This window comes from Escherichia sp. E1130 (assembly GCF_005781065.1).
In the GTDB taxonomy this organism is placed as follows: Bacteria; Pseudomonadota; Gammaproteobacteria; order Enterobacterales; family Enterobacteriaceae; genus Escherichia.
Window position 1 is genome coordinate 32669 of record NZ_VATL01000013.1, and the last position, 16382, is coordinate 49050.

General features: G+C 53.7%; 19 protein-coding genes. 9 read left to right on the forward strand and 10 right to left on the reverse strand.

Annotated elements, in window-relative coordinates:
• Nucleotides 1–52 precede the first annotated feature (52 nt).
• Complete coding sequence (locus tag FEK66_RS13490) at nucleotides 53–460, reverse strand: MarR family transcriptional regulator (RefSeq protein ID WP_130258109.1); 408 nt, start codon at nucleotides 458–460, stop codon at nucleotides 53–55.
• 146 nt (nucleotides 461–606) lie between these two features.
• Between FEK66_RS13490 and FEK66_RS13495 the strand changes: the two genes are divergently transcribed.
• The 3 genes from FEK66_RS13495 to FEK66_RS13505 are packed head-to-tail and all read left to right on the forward strand — an operon-like array spanning nucleotide 607 to nucleotide 2874.
• Nucleotides 607–1200 (forward strand): non-oxidative hydroxyarylic acid decarboxylases subunit B, encoded by a 594-nt coding sequence (locus FEK66_RS13495; RefSeq protein WP_130221533.1) that lies wholly within the window; start codon nucleotides 607–609, stop codon nucleotides 1198–1200.
• Nucleotides 1200–2627: a non-oxidative hydroxyarylic acid decarboxylases subunit C gene (locus FEK66_RS13500; protein ID WP_135494989.1), complete on the forward strand. Its 1428-nt coding sequence runs from the start codon at nucleotides 1200–1202 to the stop codon at nucleotides 2625–2627. Before FEK66_RS13495 ends, FEK66_RS13500 begins: the two co-directional genes overlap by 1 nt.
• Before the next feature lie 10 nt (nucleotides 2628–2637).
• Nucleotides 2638–2874 carry a non-oxidative hydroxyarylic acid decarboxylases subunit D gene (locus FEK66_RS13505; protein ID WP_130207652.1) on the forward strand — a complete coding sequence of 79 codons (237 nt, stop codon included), beginning with the start codon at nucleotides 2638–2640 and terminating at the stop codon, nucleotides 2872–2874.
• A 40-nt stretch (nucleotides 2875–2914) separates the two neighbouring features.
• Here the strand turns inward: FEK66_RS13505 and pphB are convergent, their stop codons facing one another.
• Both pphB and mutS read right to left on the reverse strand, forming a co-directional pair.
• Complete coding sequence (gene pphB / locus FEK66_RS13510) at nucleotides 2915–3571, reverse strand: protein-serine/threonine phosphatase (RefSeq protein ID WP_135494988.1); 657 nt, start codon at nucleotides 3569–3571, stop codon at nucleotides 2915–2917.
• Nucleotides 3572–3676: 105 nt separating this feature from the next.
• Nucleotides 3677–6238, reverse strand: a complete 2562-nt coding sequence (gene mutS, locus FEK66_RS13515; RefSeq protein WP_135494987.1) for a DNA mismatch repair protein MutS — start codon at nucleotides 6236–6238, stop codon at nucleotides 3677–3679.
• 75 nt (nucleotides 6239–6313) lie between these two features.
• Here mutS and FEK66_RS26290 point away from each other — a divergent pair, with 75 nt between their 5' ends.
• Nucleotides 6314–6493 (forward strand): hypothetical protein, encoded by a 180-nt coding sequence (locus tag FEK66_RS26290; protein WP_135403790.1) that lies wholly within the window; start codon nucleotides 6314–6316, stop codon nucleotides 6491–6493.
• Nucleotides 6494–6524: 31 nt separating this feature from the next.
• Entirely contained in the window at nucleotides 6525–6869 is a 345-nt protein-coding gene (locus FEK66_RS13525; RefSeq protein ID WP_130207644.1) for a nitrous oxide-stimulated promoter family protein, read from the forward strand.
• A gap of 40 nt (nucleotides 6870–6909) precedes the next feature.
• Here the strand turns inward: FEK66_RS13525 and FEK66_RS13530 are convergent, their stop codons facing one another.
• The 7 genes from FEK66_RS13530 to hypA form a co-directional block, all read right to left on the reverse strand.
• Nucleotides 6910–7338, reverse strand: a complete 429-nt coding sequence (locus FEK66_RS13530; protein WP_135494986.1) for a TOBE domain-containing protein — start codon at nucleotides 7336–7338, stop codon at nucleotides 6910–6912.
• Between the two features lie 44 nt (nucleotides 7339–7382).
• A complete protein-coding gene (gene flhA, locus FEK66_RS13535; protein ID WP_130207640.1) occupies nucleotides 7383–9461 on the reverse strand; it encodes a formate hydrogenlyase transcriptional activator FlhA in 2079 nt (692 codons plus the stop codon).
• Nucleotides 9462–9532: 71 nt separating this feature from the next.
• Nucleotides 9533–10543 carry a hydrogenase maturation carbamoyl dehydratase HypE gene (hypE, locus tag FEK66_RS13540; RefSeq protein WP_130207638.1) on the reverse strand — a complete coding sequence of 337 codons (1011 nt, stop codon included), beginning with the start codon at nucleotides 10541–10543 and terminating at the stop codon, nucleotides 9533–9535.
• The gene (gene hypD, locus FEK66_RS13545) at nucleotides 10540–11661 is read right to left on the reverse strand and encodes a hydrogenase formation protein HypD (RefSeq protein ID WP_130207636.1); all 1122 of its coding nucleotides are present in this window, start codon (nucleotides 11659–11661) and stop codon (nucleotides 10540–10542) included. Before hypD ends, hypE begins: the two co-directional genes overlap by 4 nt.
• Nucleotides 11661–11933 carry a hydrogenase 3 maturation protein HypC gene (gene hypC, locus FEK66_RS13550; RefSeq protein WP_000334874.1) on the reverse strand — a complete coding sequence of 91 codons (273 nt, stop codon included), beginning with the start codon at nucleotides 11931–11933 and terminating at the stop codon, nucleotides 11661–11663. Before hypC ends, hypD begins: the two co-directional genes overlap by 1 nt.
• Entirely contained in the window at nucleotides 11924–12796 is an 873-nt protein-coding gene (gene hypB, locus FEK66_RS13555) for a hydrogenase nickel incorporation protein HypB (RefSeq protein WP_130259324.1), read from the reverse strand. Before hypB ends, hypC begins: the two co-directional genes overlap by 10 nt.
• 3 nt (nucleotides 12797–12799) lie before the next feature.
• Complete coding sequence (gene hypA, locus FEK66_RS13560) at nucleotides 12800–13150, reverse strand: hydrogenase maturation nickel metallochaperone HypA (protein ID WP_130207634.1); 351 nt, start codon at nucleotides 13148–13150, stop codon at nucleotides 12800–12802.
• Nucleotides 13151–13190: 40 nt separating this feature from the next.
• On the opposite strand from hypA, the gene FEK66_RS25810 reads away from it, so the two are divergent.
• From FEK66_RS25810 to hycC, 4 genes are all read left to right on the forward strand, one after another.
• A complete protein-coding gene (locus tag FEK66_RS25810; RefSeq protein WP_205714134.1) occupies nucleotides 13191–13328 on the forward strand; it encodes a hypothetical protein in 138 nt (45 codons plus the stop codon).
• 33 nt (nucleotides 13329–13361) lie between these two features.
• The gene (gene hycA, locus FEK66_RS13565; protein ID WP_130207632.1) at nucleotides 13362–13823 is read left to right on the forward strand and encodes a formate hydrogenlyase regulator HycA; all 462 of its coding nucleotides are present in this window, start codon (nucleotides 13362–13364) and stop codon (nucleotides 13821–13823) included.
• Nucleotides 13824–13947: 124 nt separating this feature from the next.
• On the forward strand, nucleotides 13948–14559 hold the full coding sequence (hycB, locus tag FEK66_RS13570) for a formate hydrogenlyase subunit HycB (RefSeq protein WP_001079186.1): 612 nt from the start codon (nucleotides 13948–13950) through the stop codon (nucleotides 14557–14559).
• Nucleotides 14556–16382 (forward strand): formate hydrogenlyase subunit 3, encoded by a 1827-nt coding sequence (gene hycC, locus FEK66_RS13575; RefSeq protein WP_130259322.1) that lies wholly within the window; start codon nucleotides 14556–14558, stop codon nucleotides 16380–16382. The genes hycB and hycC overlap by 4 nt, the downstream gene beginning before the upstream one ends.

The following is a 16382-nucleotide window of genomic DNA, read 5'->3' on the forward strand; positions in this document are numbered from 1 at the left end:
CTTTTGTATAGGGAGTTGGTGTGTTTTGTCGCCTGGATAAGATGCGACAGCGTTATGTGTTCATCATTTTTCGCACCAGCTGCATAAACAGCTCCTGCTCTTCTCCACTCAAACGCCCCAAAAATTCTTCATCCACGCCGTCACCAATGGGGATCGCCGCTGCAAGTACCTTTTCTCCTTCCGCAGTCAGCCAGACAAAGCGCCGTCGCTTATCGACGGTGTCATGCTCTCGTCTGACCAGGCCACGATTTTCCATTCTTGCCAACATTTCCGCCAGCGTTGCCTTCGTGCTGACAGCTGCTTCTATCAGCGCAACCTGCTCTATACCGGGGTGTTCAGCAATAGCGCGCATCACCGCATACTGCGGTTTGGTCAGATCAGGTAACTCATGCTGCCAGCGAGACGTGTGCTGCTGAAAAAGCTGTCGTAACTGATGGAACGCTTTATTTCGTAACGCCATGTAAACTCCGGGCTAATTCTCTGCCGTTATCATAGCGGTTTTTTAGTGACGAAGAAGATGTTGTTACTTTTCCGCACTTGCCGCTACGTGAATAGAAGGGTATGTTAATAATAACGTTCGTGTACGAACAATTAAGGGAGTAAAAAATGAGACTGATCGTCGGGATGACTGGGGCTACAGGTGCGCCTCTTGGTGTGGCATTACTGCAAGCACTAAAGAAGATGCCCGGTGTTGAAACACATCTTGTGATGTCGAAGTGGGCGAAAACCACCATTGAACTGGAAACGCCCTACAGCGTCCACGATGTCGCGGCCCTGGCAGACTATTGCCATAACCCGGCGGATCAGGCGGCGACTATCTCCTCAGGTTCCTTTCGTACCGATGGCATGATCGTTATTCCGTGCAGCATGAAGACGCTGGCTGGTATTCGTGCTGGCTATGCCGATGGGCTGGTGGGGCGCGCAGCTGATGTTGTTCTCAAAGAAGGGCGCAAGCTGGTGCTGGTGCCGCGTGAAATGCCGCTCAGTACTATCCACCTTGAAAATATGCTCGCGCTTTCCCGTATGGGCGTGGCGATGATACCGCCCATGCCTGCCTTCTATAACCATCCCGAAACGGTAGATGACATTGTCCACCACGTGGTTGCCCGCGTGATGGATCAGTTTGGCCTCGAACATCCTCAAGCCAGGCGCTGGCAAGGATTGCCGCAGTCCGGGAGTTTTTCTCTGGAGAATGAATAATGGCTTTTGATGATTTACGCAGCTTTTTACAGGCACTTGACGACCAGGGGCAATTGCTGAAAATCAGTGAAGAGGTTAACGCCGAGCCAGATCTGGCCGCTGCTGCCAACGCCACCGGGCGTATCGGCGACGGCGCACCCGCGCTGTGGTTTGATAATATTCGCGGCTTTACCGATGCCCGCGTGGCGATGAACACCATTGGGTCCTGGCAGAACCACGCGATTTCCCTCGGCCTGCCGCCGAACACGCCGGTTAAAAAACAGATTGATGAGTTTATCCGCCGCTGGGATAACTTCCCGATTGCCCCGGAGCGCCGCGCCAATCCAGCCTGGGCGCAGAACACTGTCGATGGCGAAGAGATTAACCTGTTCGATATTCTGCCGCTGTTTCGCCTGAACGATGGCGATGGCGGTTTCTATCTCGATAAAGCCTGCGTGGTTTCCCGCGATCCGCTCGACCCGGATAACTTCGGCAAGCAGAATGTCGGCATCTACCGTATGGAAGTGAAGGGCAAGCGTAAGCTCGGCCTGCAACCGGTGCCAATGCACGATATCGCCCTGCATCTGCATAAAGCGGAAGAGCGTGGCGAAGATTTGCCGATAGCCATCACCCTTGGTAACGATCCGATCATCACGCTGATGGGCGCTACACCGCTGAAATACGATCAGTCTGAGTACGAAATGGCGGGCGCACTGCGCGAAAGCCCATACCCGATCGCTACCGCCCCGCTGACCGGTTTTGATGTGCCGTGGGGCTCGGAAGTAATCCTCGAAGGGGTTATCGAAAGCCGCAAACGCGAGATTGAAGGGCCGTTCGGTGAGTTTACCGGCCACTACTCCGGCGGGCGCAACATGTCCGTGGTGCGCATCGATAAAGTCTCTTACCGCACGAAACCGATTTTCGAATCGCTCTATCTCGGTATGCCGTGGACCGAAATCGACTACCTGATGGGGCCAGCCACCTGTGTGCCGCTGTATCAGCAACTGAAAGCCGAGTTCCCGGAAGTGCAGGCGGTGAACGCCATGTACACCCACGGCCTGCTGGCGATAATCTCCACCAAAAAACGCTACGGCGGCTTTGCCCGCGCGGTGGGCCTGCGTGCGATGACCACGCCGCACGGTCTGGGCTATGTGAAGATGGTGATTATGGTCGATGAAGACGTTGATCCGTTCAACCTGCCGCAGGTGATGTGGGCGCTCTCGTCGAAAGTGAACCCGGCGGGCGACCTGGTGCAGTTGCCAAATATGTCAGTGCTGGAACTCGACCCAGGCTCAAGTCCGGCGGGGATCACCGACAAGCTGATTATCGACGCCACCACGCCTGTCGCCCCGGACAACCGTGGTCACTACAGCCAGCCGGTGGTGGATTTGCCGGAAACTAAAGCCTGGGCTGAAAAACTGACCGCTATGCTGGCCGCACGTAAATAAGGAGAACAAGATGATTTGTCCACGTTGTGCCGATGAACAGATTGAAGTGATGGCGAAATCGCCGGTGAAAGATGTCTGGACGGTCTACCAGTGCCAGCATTGCCTTTATACCTGGCGCGATACCGAACCGCTACGTCGCACCAGCCGCGAACATTACCCGGAAGCGTTTCGTATGACGCAAAAAGATATTGATGACGCGCCGATGGTGCCGAGCATTCCGCCGCTGCTGGCGACAGATAAGCGTTAATAAAAAATGCCGGGTAGAGGATTTACTTTACCCGGCTACGTTATTTAATTTTATAAAACGACAGGCGTCCGCTTTTCGGCGATCCGGTATCAATGTAAATCTGGTTAGCGAACGTCTGAATGTTATCAAACATCACATGTCCAAATATAAAATAGTCAGCGCCGTTTATTTCTTCTAACTCGCCATTAAGCGATTTCTGCACACGATCAACAGGCCAGAGTAATTCGCTTTTCGCTATTTCTTTGTCAAAGAGATATTCATTCCCCGGATAATCTGCATGTGCGATGACATATTTTATTATGTCGTTGGTAATTTCAATAATATGCGGAAGGTGATGGAATTTCAGTAACAGGTCTATTGCCTCTTGTTGTTCCGTATCATTTAAATCGAAAAACCAGTCACCGCCGCTGGCTAACCACATATTACCATCACCTGTAGCGAACGCATCAAGCGCCATCGCTTCGTGGTTGCCTTTTACGGTGGTAAACCAGGGCTGGTTTAACAGGCGCAGCATATTAAGACTCTCCGGCCCACGATCAATGTTATCGCCGACGGAAATAAGCAAGTCAGTTTCGGGACAAAAAGATAATTGATGTAAACGGGATTGTAATAATTGATAATCCCCATGAATATCACCAACGGCCCATATATGGCGATAGTGATGGGCATTGATTTTTTGATAGCGTGTAGATGGCATGGTTATACCCTGTAAAATAAGAACTACTATTATACAAGGTATGTTTATTTGATTCTTTAGTTGTTGTTAATATTCCCGATAGTCTTTTACTATCGGGAATTATTTTTACACCAAACTCTTCAACCGATAAATCCACTCCAGCGCCTGACGTGGGGTCAGTGAATCCGGGTCGAGATTTTCCAGCGCTTCGACCGCTGGCGAAGTTTCTTCTGGTACTGACAGCAAAGACATTTGCGTACCATCCACCTGCGTAGCGGCGGCATTCGGCGAAATGCTCTCCAGCTCACGCAGTTTTTGCCGCGCGCGTTTGATCACATCTTTCGGCACGCCTGCTAGCGCAGCAACCGCCAGGCCGTAGCTTTTGCTCGCCGCGCCGTCCTGCACGCTGTGCATAAAGGCGATGGTGTCGCCGTGCTCCAGCGCATCGAGGTGCACGTTAGCGACGCCTTCCATTTTCTCCGGTAGTTGAGTCAGCTCGAAGTAGTGGGTGGCAAACAGCGTCAATGCCTTAATCTTATTCGCCAGATTTTCCGCGCACGCCCATGCCAGTGACAGACCATCGTAAGTGGACGTCCCGCGTCCAATCTCATCCATCAACACCAGACTGTACTCGGTGGCGTTATGCAGAATATTAGCGGTTTCGGTCATCTCCACCATAAAGGTTGAACGCCCGGATGCCAGATCGTCCGCCGCGCCCACACGGGTAAAGATACGGTCAATCGGGCCAATCTCGACTTTTTGTGCCGGTACATAGCTGCCGATATAGGCCATCAGCGCAATCAGTGCGGTCTGGCGCATATAGGTACTTTTACCGCCCATGTTCGGACCGGTAATGATTAACATGCGACGCTGTGGCGACAGATTCAGCGGGTTAGCGATAAACGGCTCATTCAGTACCTGTTCAACCACCGGATGGCGGCCTTCGGTAATGCGAATGCCAGGTTTATCAATAAAGGTCGGGCAGGTGTAGTTCAGGGTATAGGCCCGTTCTGCCAGGTTCACCAGCACGTCGAGTTCTGCCAGCGCGCTCGCGCTCTGTTGCAGCGCTTCCAGATGCGGCAACAGCAGGTCGAACAACTCTTCATAAAGCTGTTTTTCCAGTGCTAGTGCTTTGCCTTTTGAAGTGAGGACTTTGTCTTCGTACTCTTTCAGCTCTGGAATAATGTAACGTTCAGCGTTTTTCAGCGTCTGGCGGCGCATATAGTTGATTGGCGCCAGATGGCTTTGCCCACGGCTGATCTGAATGTAATAACCATGAACCGCGTTAAAGCCGACTTTCAGCGTGTCCAGGCCGGTACGTTCACGCTCGCGGATTTCCAGACGCTCCAGATAATCGGTCGCGCCGTCAGCCAGCGCCCGCCACTCATCCAGTTCTTCGTTATAGCCTGGTGCGATAACACCACCGTCGCGTACCAAGACCGGCGGCGTGTCGATGATTGCGCGCTCCAGCAGATCGCGCAGCTCGGCAAACTCGCCCATCTTCTCACGTAGCGCCTGCACCGGTGCACTATCGACAGTTTCTAACTGCGCGCGCAGTTCCGGCAGTTGCTGGAAGGCGTGGCGCATACGAGCCAGATCGCGCGGGCGAGCAGTACGCAACGCCAGGCGTGCCAGAATACGTTCCAGGTCGCCCACCTGACGCAGCACAGGCTGCAGCTCGGCGGTAAAATCCTGCAATGCGCCAATAGTTTGCTGGCGCTCAAGTAACACGCGGGTATCGCGCACTGGCATATGCAGCCAGCGTTTCAGCATACGGCTACCCATCGGCGTGACGGTGCAATCAAGCACAGAAGCCAGAGTATTTTCCGCACCGCCCGCCAGATTCTGGGTGATTTCCAGATTACGGCGTGTCGCGGCATCCATAATGATGCTGTCCTGCTCACGTTCCATGGTGATAGAACGAATATGCGGCAGAGTCGTACGTTGGGTATCTTTCGCATACTGCAACAGGCAACCGGCAGCACAAAGCCCGCGTGGTGCATTCTCTACACCGAAACCAATCAGATCACGAGTGCCAAATTGCAGGTTCAACTGCTGGCGCGCGGTGTCGATTTCAAACTCCCACAGCGGGCGACGACGCAGGCCGCGACGACCTTCAATCAGCGACATCTCGGCGAAATCTTCTGCATACAGCAGCTCTGCCGGATTGGTGCGTTGCAGCTCTGCCGCCATCGTTTCGCGGTCAGCCGGTTCGCTCAGACGAAAACGCCCGGAGCTGATATCCAGCGTCGCATAGCCAAAACCTTTGCTGTCCTGCCAGATAGCCGCCAGCAGGTTATCCTGGCGCTCTTGCAACAGGGCTTCATCACTGATAGTCCCCGGCGTGACGATACGGACAACCTTGCGCTCAACCGGCCCTTTGCTGGTTGCAGGATCGCCAATCTGTTCGCATATAGCGACGGACTCGCCCTGATTCACCAGTTTGGCGAGATAGTTTTCCACTGCATGGTAGGGGATACCCGCCATCGGGATCGGCTCGCCCGCAGACGCGCCGCGTTTGGTCAGCGAAATATCCAGCAGCTGCGACGCCCGTTTTGCGTCGTCATAAAATAGCTCGTAAAAGTCACCCATCCGGTAGAACAGCAGGATCTCAGGATGCTGGGCTTTCAGCTTGAGATACTGCTGCATCATAGGCGTATGGGCATCGAAATTTTCTATTACACTCATGGAATTAGATCCGGTTCCCTGATGTTAAATGTAGTGTGATGGTTTTTATTTTCGTTGTAATCACATAAGGCGCACATGATACCGGAGTTAATCATTTCAGGGGAAGACGCGAAAGGTGAGTTCTTGATGCCGGTTCCGCGAAAAATGCTGCTTTGCAGCTTTTGCGTGATGACTATGAAACAAGATCGCAAAATTACATCGGTTGAAGAAACCTCCTCCTTCAGAGCCATAGTCCCCTTTAAAATTAAGTTGTAATATAAATGCACCTTAAGAGTATGGAGGCAGCATGTCCGGCAAGCGTATCTCTCGTGAAAAACTGACGATTAAAAAAATGATCGATCTTTATCAAGCGAAATGCCCGCAGGCGTCAGCGGAGCCGGAGCATTACGATGCGCTGTTTGCTTACGCGCAAAAACGACTGGATAAATGTGTGTTTGGCGAAGAGAAACCGGCCTGTAAACAGTGTCCGGTGCACTGTTACCAGCCTGCGAAGCGTGAAGAGATGAAGCAGATTATGCGGTGGGCGGGGCCGAGAATGCTGTGGCGTCATCCGATCTTAACCGTGCGTCATCTGATTGATGATAAACGTCCAGTACCAGAACTGCCGGAAAAATATCGCCGGAAGAAATAAATTTGCCGGAGGAATTTATTCTCTCCGGCAAATACGGCGCTTACGTTTTGGTCGCAATCAGGATTGCTGATGCCTTGATCAATGCAATAACGCGCGATCCTGTGGTGAGTTTCATTTCATCCTGGCTTTCATTGGTTACCACTGCCACAACTTCAAAACCCGCATCTGTTTTGATATGGACAGTGGCATTCACTGCGCCTTCGGTGATTTTCGAAACGCTGCCAGCAAACTGGTTGCGAGCAGAGAATTTCAGTCCACAGTCTTCCGTTGCCAGTGTTACCCACGGGGCTTTAATCAGGGCAATCGCTTCTTTCCCTTTTGCCAGCCCCAGGGCTTGCTGGCTACTGTGGGTAACAACCGCTACCAGCTTTGCGCCACCTGCCAGCGTCAGTTCTACTTCATCATTCACCGCGCCCATTGCGACTGCGCTAACTGTTCCGGTTAATTGATTTCTTGCTGAAACTGCCATACTGCCTCCTTTCATTGAATGTTGATCGAGTATAACCACATCTGTTAAACCAATGCCGCTTTATCTATCCCCAGCCGCTTCATCCGTGACAGCAGAGTGGTGCGTTTTAATCCCAGACGTTGTGCAGCGCCTTTTGGCCCGGCAACCACGCCATTAGTCTCTTTTAATACGCGGACAATCAGTTGATATTCATCTTCGCCTTCCTGGGCGACGACCGTCGCGGCCGGTGGTGTTTCAGGTTCTGACAGAGGGATATCGGGTAAAGAGAGTTGTAGAACGTTACCGCGAGTCAGCAACACCGCGCGCTCAATGACGTTTTCCAGTTCGCGCACGTTACCTGGCCATTCCATATTGCTCAATGCGCGTAGAGTCTCGGCAGGAATGCTGTCAATGTTACGACCCAGGCGGCGGGCAATTTTAAATGTAAAGGCTTTAGCCAGCAGCGGAATATCTTCCGGGCGCTCGCGCAGCGGCGGCAGATGAATCGGGAAGACGTTCAGGCGGTAGTAGAGATCGCTACGGAACTCGCGGTCGGCGACCATTTTTTTCAGATCGCGGTTAGTCGCGGCGATTAAACGCACGTCCGTCTGAATGATTTTATTGCTGCCGAGGCGTTCAAACTCCTGTTCCTGCAATACGCGCAGCAACTTCGGCTGTAACTCCAGCGGCATATCGCCCACTTCATCGAGGAACAGCGAGCTTTTATCCGCCAGTTCAAAACGACCAATGCGCTGAGCGCTGGCACCAGTAAAGGCACCACGCTCATGACCAAACAGGTCACTTTCCAGTAATCCCGCAGGCATGGCGGCGCAGTTCATCTTCACCATTCGCCGACCATTGCGGTTGCTAAGATTGTGGATCGCGCGGGCAATCAGTTCCTTACCCGTCCCCGTTTCACCGAGAATGAGTACGGTACTGTCGCTTTGCGCTACCATCTCAACCTGCTTGAGCACGCTATACATGGCTTCGCTGCGACCAATAATCTCGCCAAATTCGCTATCCACATTATTGAGCTGTTCGGTCAGAGCAAGGTTTTCGTCAACCAGGCGCTCTTTCAGTCGGTGGATTTCCTGATAGGCGAGGGCGTTATCCACGGCAATCGCCACACGTTCAGCAATCTGGCGCAGCAAACTCAGGTTAGTGGTGGTAAAGGTTTTCTCTTCGCACTGCGCCAGTTTCAGCACGCCCAGCATGGTGTTGCCAGACATCAACGGTAGCAGGCACAGCGTCTGGATCTGGTTGCCCCAGGTGTCGAACAACATGCGTTCGTAGGGGGCTAAATTGTCTCGCTCGTGGAGATTAAGCAGCAGCATCTCTTTGCTTTTAAATACGCGCTCGGTGAGGGTTCCGGCCTCATCAACTTCACTCTGTTCGTGAGTGGGATGCTGTTTATCGAGATAGTGAGTAGAGTAAACGTTGAGTTTGTTTTTGCGGTGGCTACGTAAGACGATGCTGATATCGTCGATATCGAAGTAGTAGTGGATTTCTTTAGCCACTTCGCTGACCAGCTCGTCCATGTCCAGGCGAGACAGTACCGCGTTGGTGATGGCAACCAGGATGCGGAAGTTATCCCGTTCCCGGCATAACAGTTCGTAGTCGACATTGTTGATGACGCGGCTCTGAATTTGCTCGCTGACAACAGAAACAATCTGCGTAAATGTTTGCAGTCGATTGAACTCTTTTTCGCTCCACGGGCGATCGTCATAACGAATAAATTCACAACCGCCAAAAATATGTCCTTCCGCGGCCTGCGGCATCAGGCAATAGTGACCAAATTTGGGGTATAGCCCACTCGTAGCCAGTTGCGGCCAGGTGTCACAAAATTCTTCGTAGCTGCAGTGCAGTGTGTCAGGGCGCGATAAAATGCTGCGCACCGGACCATGTGCCAGAATGGTTTCGTCTTCGTATTTAATGGGATTGTCTTTGTCACGCGACGCGTAATAAGTCGCACGTTGAGTCTGCGCTTGCCACAACACAATAGCTGCGTTGTCGGCGAGCGCAGAACGCTTTACCAGTTGCGAAAGAGCCTCACACAGCGAGGCCAGATCGGGCTGCTGCAATAGTGTCCGAGTGATGTCGAACAACCCTTGTTGCCCGAGATCACTCATCGGTGTATACGACATGTTGTTCTTCCAGGAAAGCACCGCTAAGCGGTGCAAAAGGTAAATGACAAATTCCAGGGGCTAGATTTTTATTAGCATATACGAGGTAGCGGTTCGGCGTGTGGTAGGTCGAGAGTTCGTTTCACGCCATAAAGTCCAGCGAGACGAACACCTTTACGCTCAACCACTTCGCCAATTAATGCTGCATCTTGTCCCAGTGGGTGGGAACGCAGCGCCGCCAGCACTTGCTCTGCCGCGTTACGCTCTACAGCAATCACCAGCTTACCTTCGTTGGCAAAGTTAAGGGCATCAAGACCCAGCAGCTCGCAAACGCCACGCACGGCAGGTTTAACCGGCAGCGCTGCTTCTGAAAGTTCAATACCGCAACCGCAGGCTGCCGCGAACTCATGAACTACCGCGTTCACTCCACCACGGGTAGCATCGCGCAGCGCTTTCACGCCGGGAATGTCGCGCAGCGTCTGAATCAGTGGCGTCAGTACCGCGCAGTCGCTGACCAGTTCGCCGTCCAGCCCCAGCTGCTCGCGCAGGTTAAGGATAGTCGCCCCGTGGTCGCCGAGCGTACCGCTAACCAGCAACACATCGCCTGCGGTTAGCGTCTGTGCTCCCCAGTGAATATTCGCCGGAATTGCGCCCATGCCTGCGGTGTTGATAAACAGTTTATCTGCCGCCCCACGCTGTACCACTTTAGTATCGCCAGTGACGATGGCGATGCCTGCCGCGCGGGCGGTTTCTGCCATGCTGGTAACCACGGCTTTCAGCGTCTCCATCGGCAATCCTTCTTCGAGGATAAATCCACAGGAGAGATAGCGCGGAATAGCGCCGCTGACCGCAACGTCATTGGCCGTGCCGCAAATCGCCAGCTTGCCGATATTACCGCCAGGGAAGAACAGCGGGTCGATGACGTAGCTGTCAGTGGAGAAGGCAAGACGATCGCCTTCTGCCATTAATTGCGCCAGGTCAAGACGTGCCTGATCTTCCTGTTCTGCCAGCCACGGATTGGCAAAGGCTTCCATAAACAGGCTGTTGATTAATTGCTGCATCGCCTGGCCGCCGCTGCCGTGGGCGAGTTGGATATTGTTCACACTTCACTCTCCTGCTGACGATACTGATACCATGCGGCACATGCTCCTTCGGAGGAAACCATAAGTGCGCCGAACGCGGTTTGAGGATTACAGGTGTTACCAAACAGCGGGCATTGATGCGGCTTACATTTGCCGGTCAATACTTCACCACAACGTGCGCGCGGGTCATCGCAAACCTGCTGCGGTGCTGGGCGGAAATGTGCTTCGGCATCGAATCGTTGATAATCCGGCGTCAGGTGCACACCAGACGATTCAATCACGCCTAAGCCGCGCCATTCGCTGTCGCCATTGACGCAGAAGACGTCAGCAATCGCCTGTTGTGCCAGCAAATTACCCGCATCTGGCACCACTCGCCGGTACTGATTCTCTACCTTGCTGTGGGCCGCTATTTTCTGCTCTACCAGCATCACCACGCCTTGCAGTAGATCAAGAGGTTCGAAACCAGCGACCACCAGAGGACGATGAAAATCGCTGGCGATAAAATTATAGGCGTCGGTGCCAATTACCATACTGACGTGGCCCGGCGCGAGGAACGCGTCGATGCCATTGTCCGGCTGTTCCAGCAAACTGCGCAGCGTGGGGATCAGCGTAATGTGCTGGCAGAAGAAGTAAAAATTCTGCACATCGCGGGCTTTTGCCTGTTGCAGAGTGATGGCAGTGGTCGGCATGGTGGTTTCAAACCCTAAGCCGAAGAACACCACTTTACGAGTTGGGTTCTCCTGCGCCAGTTTCAACGCATCCATTGGCGAGTAGACGATGCGCACATCAGCACCGCGTGCTTTTGCCTGCAACAACGACCCCTGTTTCCCCGGTACGCGCATGGCGTCGCCAAAGGTACAGAAGATGACTTCCGGATGGCTGGCAATCTCCACGCAGGTGTCGATTCTGCCCATCGGCAGAACGCACACCGGGCAACCAGGTCCGTGGATAAACTCAACGTTTTCCGGCAGTAACTGGTCGAGGCCGAATTTAAAGATGGCGTGGGTATGACCGCCGCACACTTCCATAATCCGCAGAGGGCGTTCGGCGGTGTATGAAAGATGTGAAGCACGTTCGCGCAGATGCTCAATTAACTGCATCACCTGTTCCGGCGCGCGATATTCATCAACAAAACGCATTATTTTTCCTCGCCATACAACAGCGCACCGACATCCGGCTCAACATCAAACATATTTTGTAAGGCGTCGAGAGTGTCACGCGCTTCGGCTTCATTAATTACGCTCATGGCAAAGCCAACGTGAACCAGTACCCACTGGCCCACGCGTGGCTGACCGTTTTCATCGCAGCTGCCGACTAGCGTTAAATCAACATCGCGCTGAATGCCGCAGACGTCGACTTTCGCCAGGTTGCCGTCAATGGTGCGAATCTGGCCAGGAACGCCTATGCACATCGCTGTGCCTCCAGCCAGTTCAGCCACTGGCCCATCCCTTCGCCGCTGGTGGCGGAAATAAGGATGATTTCAATTTCTGGATTGACTTCGCGGGCGCAGGCGATGCACTTCTCAACGTCAAAGTTGAGATACGGCAGCAAGTCAACTTTGTTGAGCAGCATCAGTGAGGCGGCGGCAAACATATGTGGATATTTCAGCGGTTTGTCTTCGCCTTCAGTGACGGAAAGTACCGCGACTTTGTGTTTTTCTCCGAGATCGAAGCTCGCCGGGCATACGAGGTTACCGACGTTTTCGATAAACAGAATACCGTTATCGTCCAGTGGCAGGCGCGGTGCGGCATCAGCGATCATCTGTGCATCGAGATGGCAGCCTTTACCGGTATTCACCTGAATAGCTGGTGTGCCGGTAGCGCGAATGCGGGCTGCATCGTTCACGGTTTGCTGGTCGCCTTCAATCACCGCACACGGAACGCTATCTTTCAGGCGCATTAAAGTTTCCGTCAGCAGGGTGGTTTTACCGGAACCAGGGCTGGAAACCAGGTTGAGTACCAACTGATTGCGGGCAGCAAAGCGCGCGCGGTTGCGTTCAGCCAGACGGTTGTTTTTGTCCAGCACGTCAATTTCGACTTCCAGCATCCGACGCTGGCTCATACCCGGTGCATGAGTGCCAGCTTCGCCGTGACCATAATGCAGGTCGCCTTCTTCGGTCTGGCTCGGGGTAAATTCAGGCGCTTTAATGCCGGTGATTTTCATCTTCGGCCGTGCCGCCGGGGCAAATGGCGCGCTACGAAACGCGGAATGAGGGTTATGTTCATCACCCTCGATATACAGGTTGCCTTCACCGCAACCGCATGTTGTACACATCGCTCACTCCTGGTCTATTTCTATCCGCCGAATCTGTAAACCGTCGTCTGCCACAATGCGCAGCATGTCGCCATGACACTGTGGGCAGCGGCGGACGCGCTGGGTCAGTAGCGTTACATACTGCTGGCATGTTTCACACCAGCACTCGGCCTCTTGTTCTTCGAGGTGCAGTTTACAACCTTCTGCCACGCTGCCGCGGCAAACCAGATCAAAACAAAAGGCAAGAGAGCTGGTTTCGACACAAGAAAATGCGCCAATTTTGAGCCAGACCGCAGTTACGCGTTTTGCGCCGTGTTGTATGGCCTGCTGTTCGATCAATTCCAGTGCCCGCTGGCAGAGGGTTATTTCGTGCATATCGCCTCCCATTAACTGTTGCCCGTGACAAGCAATAATTATGCCAGTGTTGATTATCCCTGATGTGAACAATGTCGATGATGTCGAAATGACACGTCGTCATGGCGTCGAAAGTCGGCTGCCTTATGAAAAGTATATAAATAACAATGAATTAAAAATTGGCACAAAAAATGCTTAAGGCTGGCATCTCTGTTAAACGGGTAACCTGACAATGACTATTTGGGAAATAAGCGAGAAAGCCGATTACATCGCACAGCGGCATCGTCGCCTACAGGACCAGTGGCATATCTACTGCAATTCGCTGGTTCAGGGGATCACGTTATCAAAAGCGCGTCTGCACCACGCCATGAGTTGCGCGCCAGATAAAGAACTCTGTTTCGTACTTTTTGAACATTTTCGCATTTACGTCACCCTGGCGGATGGTTTTAACAGCCACACCATCGAGTACTACGTCGAAACGAAAGACGGCGAAGACAAGCAGCTGATTGCACAGGCTCAGTTAAGCATTGACGGCATGATTGATGGCAAGGTCAACATCCGCAATCGCGAACAGGTTCTGGAACACTATCTCGAAAAAATCGCTGGTGTTTACGACAACTTATACACCGCCATTGAGAACAATACGCCGGTGAATTTAAGCCAACTGGTAAAGGGACAAAGCTCAGCAGCATGAGCTGAGGCTTTGTCCGGTTTGCAGGCATCATGCCTGTTTGGGGATGGGCGTGTCGATGAGTGTCGAAAATGACATTTCATCGGCATGTTTTCGTCAAAAATGACAATCACCTGAGGAATGCCCGGTGAATCGTTTTGTAATTGCTGACTCCACGCTCTGTATCGGCTGCCACACCTGTGAGGCCGCCTGTTCAGAGACGCATCGCCAGCACGGCCTGCAATCAATGCCGCGCCTGAGAGTGATGCTAAATGAAAAAGAATCTGCGCCGCAGCTCTGTCACCACTGTGAAGATGCGCCCTGTGCGGTGGTCTGCCCGGTTAATGCTATCACTCGTGTTGATGGGGCCGTGCAGCTGAATGAAAGCCTGTGCGTAAGCTGCAAACTGTGCGGCATTGCCTGTCCGTTCGGCGCAATCGAATTTTCCGGCAGCCGTCCGCTGGATATTCCTGCAAATGCCAATACCCCGAAAGCGCCACCGGCACCGCCTGCTCCGGCGCGTGTCAGCACGCTGCTTGACTGGGTGCCAGGTATTCGCGCGATCGCCGTCAAATGTGACCTTTGTAGCTTTGATGAACAAGGTCCGGCCTGCGTGCGGATGTGCCCGACCAAAGCCCTGCACCTGGTGGATAACACCGATATCGCCCGCGTTAGCAAACGTAAGCGTGAGCTGACCTTTAACACGGACTTTGGCGATCTCACCTTGTTTCAGCAGGCTCAAAGTGGAGAGGCTAAATGAGCGCAATTTCCCTGATCAATAGCGGCGTGGCGTGGTTTGCCGCCGCCGCTGTTCTGGCATTTCTCTTTTCTTTTCATAAGGCACTAAGCGGCTGGATTGCCGGAATTGGCGGCGCGGTTGGTAGCCTGTACACCGCAGCGGCAGGTTTCACCGTGCTGACTGGCGCGGTTGGCGTGAGCGGTGCGCTGTCACTGATAAGCTACGATGTGCAAATCTCTCCGCTTAACGCGATTTGGCTGATTACGCTCGGCCTGTGCGGTCTGTTTGTCAGCCTCTACAACATTGACTGGCATCGCCACGCGCAGGTGAAGTGCAACGGCTTGCAGATCAATATGTTGATGGCTGCGGCCGTCTGTGCCGTCATCGCCAGCAACCTGGGCATGTTAGTCGTGATGGCAGAAATCATGGCCCTGTGCGCGGTGTTCCTCACCAGCAACAGTAAAGAGGGCAAACTGTGGTTTGCGCTGGGGCGTCTTGGTACTTTGCTGCTGGCGATTGCCTGCTGGCTGGTCTGGCAGCGTTACGGCACGCTGGATCTGCGCCTGCTGGATCTGCGCGTGCAGCAACTGCCGCTCGGTTCCGATATCTGGCTGCTCGGTGTGATTGGCTTTGGCCTGTTGGCCGGGATTATTCCTCTGCACGGATGGGTGCCGCAGGCACATGCTAACGCCTCTGCGCCAGCTGCCGCGCTGTTTTCTACGGTGGTGATGAAAATTGGCCTGCTGGGCATTTTAACCCTGTCGCTGCTGGGTGGTAACGCGCCGCTGTGGTGGGGGATCGCGCTGCTGGTGCTCGGCATGATCACCGCGTTCGTCGGCGGTCTGTATGCGTTGATGGAGCACAACATCCAGCGTCTGCTGGCTTACCACACCCTGGAAAATATCGGCATTATCCTGCTGGGGCTGGGCGCTGGCGTAACGGGTATCGCGCTTGAACAACCGGCGCTGATTGCTCTTGGCCTGGTCGGTGGTCTGTACCATCTGCTTAACCACAGCCTGTTCAAAAGCGTACTGTTCCTCGGGGCGGGGAGCGTCTGGTTCCGTACCGGTCATCGCGATATCGAAAAACTCGGTGGTATTGGCAAGAAAATGCCGGTTATCTCCATCGCTATGTTAGTCGGGCTGATGGCAATGGCTGCGCTGCCGCCGCTGAACGGTTTTGCCGGGGAATGGGTTATCTATCAATCCTTCTTCAAATTGAGCAATAGCGGCGCGTTTGTTGCCCGTCTGCTGGGGCCGCTGCTCGCTGTGGGTCTGGCAATTACCGGTGCGCTGGCGGTGATGTGTATGGCGAAAGTCTATGGCGTCACGTTCCTCGGTGCGCCGCGTACCAAAGAAGCCGAAAACGCCACCTGTGCGCCGCTCCTGATGAGCGTCAGCGTGGTGGCACTGGCGATTTGCTGCGTAATTGGCGGTGTTGCTGCGCCGTGGCTGCTGCCGATGCTGTCGGCTGCTGTACCTCTGCCGCTGGAACCCGCCAACACCACCGTTTCTCAACCGATGATCACACTGCTGCTGATTGCCTGCCCGCTGCTGCCATTCATCATCATGGCGATTTGCAAAGGCGACCGTTTGCCGTCACGTTCCCGTGGCGCGGCCTGGGTGTGCGGCTACGACCACGAAAAATCAATGGTGATTACCGCTCACGGTTTTGCCATGCCGGTTAAACAGGCGTTTGCGCCAGTGCTGAAACTGCGCAAATGGCTGAATCCGGTGTCGCTGGTGCCGGGCTGGCAGTGCGAAGGTAGTGCGTTGCTGTTCCGCCGGATGGCGCTGGTTGAACTGGCGGTACTGGTGGTGATTATTGTTTCACGAGGAGCCTGA

Coding starts and splice junctions, on each gene's coding strand:
- hycA (WP_130207632.1), top strand. CDS start 13,362: ATGACTATTTGGGAAATAAGCGAGAAAGCCGATTACATCGCACAGCGG.
- FEK66_RS26290 (WP_135403790.1), top strand. CDS start 6,314: ATGATACCGGAGTTAATCATTTCAGGGGAAGACGCGAAAGGTGAGTTC.
- FEK66_RS13500 (WP_135494989.1), top strand. CDS start 1,200: ATGGCTTTTGATGATTTACGCAGCTTTTTACAGGCACTTGACGACCAG.
- FEK66_RS13490 (WP_130258109.1), bottom strand. CDS start 460: ATGGCGTTACGAAATAAAGCGTTCCATCAGTTACGACAGCTTTTTCAG.
- hypD (WP_130207636.1), bottom strand. CDS start 11,661: ATGCGTTTTGTTGATGAATATCGCGCGCCGGAACAGGTGATGCAGTTA.
- mutS (WP_135494987.1), bottom strand. CDS start 6,238: ATGAGTGTAATAGAAAATTTCGATGCCCATACGCCTATGATGCAGCAG.
- hypC (WP_000334874.1), bottom strand. CDS start 11,933: ATGTGCATAGGCGTTCCTGGCCAGATTCGCACCATTGACGGCAACCTG.
- FEK66_RS25810 (WP_205714134.1), top strand. CDS start 13,191: ATGCCAGTGTTGATTATCCCTGATGTGAACAATGTCGATGATGTCGAA.
- flhA (WP_130207640.1), bottom strand. CDS start 9,461: ATGTCGTATACACCGATGAGTGATCTCGGGCAACAAGGGTTGTTCGAC.
- FEK66_RS13495 (WP_130221533.1), top strand. CDS start 607: ATGAGACTGATCGTCGGGATGACTGGGGCTACAGGTGCGCCTCTTGGT.
- FEK66_RS13530 (WP_135494986.1), bottom strand. CDS start 7,338: ATGGCAGTTTCAGCAAGAAATCAATTAACCGGAACAGTTAGCGCAGTC.
- FEK66_RS13505 (WP_130207652.1), top strand. CDS start 2,638: ATGATTTGTCCACGTTGTGCCGATGAACAGATTGAAGTGATGGCGAAA.
- hypB (WP_130259324.1), bottom strand. CDS start 12,796: ATGTGTACAACATGCGGTTGCGGTGAAGGCAACCTGTATATCGAGGGT.
- hycC (WP_130259322.1), top strand. CDS start 14,556: ATGAGCGCAATTTCCCTGATCAATAGCGGCGTGGCGTGGTTTGCCGCC.
- FEK66_RS13525 (WP_130207644.1), top strand. CDS start 6,525: ATGTCCGGCAAGCGTATCTCTCGTGAAAAACTGACGATTAAAAAAATG.
- pphB (WP_135494988.1), bottom strand. CDS start 3,571: ATGCCATCTACACGCTATCAAAAAATCAATGCCCATCACTATCGCCAT.
- hypA (WP_130207634.1), bottom strand. CDS start 13,150: ATGCACGAAATAACCCTCTGCCAGCGGGCACTGGAATTGATCGAACAG.